Source organism: Bacillus sp. AF62 (genome assembly GCF_050312695.1).
In the GTDB taxonomy this organism is placed as follows: Bacteria; Bacillota; Bacilli; order Bacillales; family Bacillaceae_G; genus Bacillus_A; species Bacillus_A cereus.
In genome coordinates this window covers 1-287 of the sequence record NZ_JBNPJZ010000295.1, presented here as the reverse complement: position 1 = coordinate 287, position 287 = coordinate 1, and the positions used below count along the sequence as shown (strand labels likewise).

The following is a 287-nucleotide window of genomic DNA, read 5'->3' as shown; positions in this document are numbered from 1 at the left end:
GTTAACTCATACACTTCTATAAACGCCTGCAAGGCATACCTGTAGGCAATTACCATACAAATTGATTCGGAGTCATTCACCCACTCATACCGAGCGATGAAACACTTTAAAATAGCGATTTCATTTTCAATCTTGTGTTGCAGCTGTTCCATGCACAATTTACAATTCACCTCGTCGTTCTTGAAATCCCAGTAACGTGACTAAGTATGGCACTGCGTTCTCTCTCAGAAGAACTTCCCCGTCTGGAGAAATCAATACATCATCATCTGGGAATACATCACTTCCGC

At 41.8% G+C, this 287-nt stretch carries 1 protein-coding gene; it reads right to left on the bottom strand.

Annotated elements, in window-relative coordinates; all coding sequences use genetic code 11:
- Positions 1-159: 159 nt before the first annotated feature.
- Positions 160-287, bottom strand: a 128-nt coding sequence (locus ACQRBL_RS32810) for a YqaI family protein (protein WP_427736497.1), incomplete at its 5' end; no start/stop codon positions are given.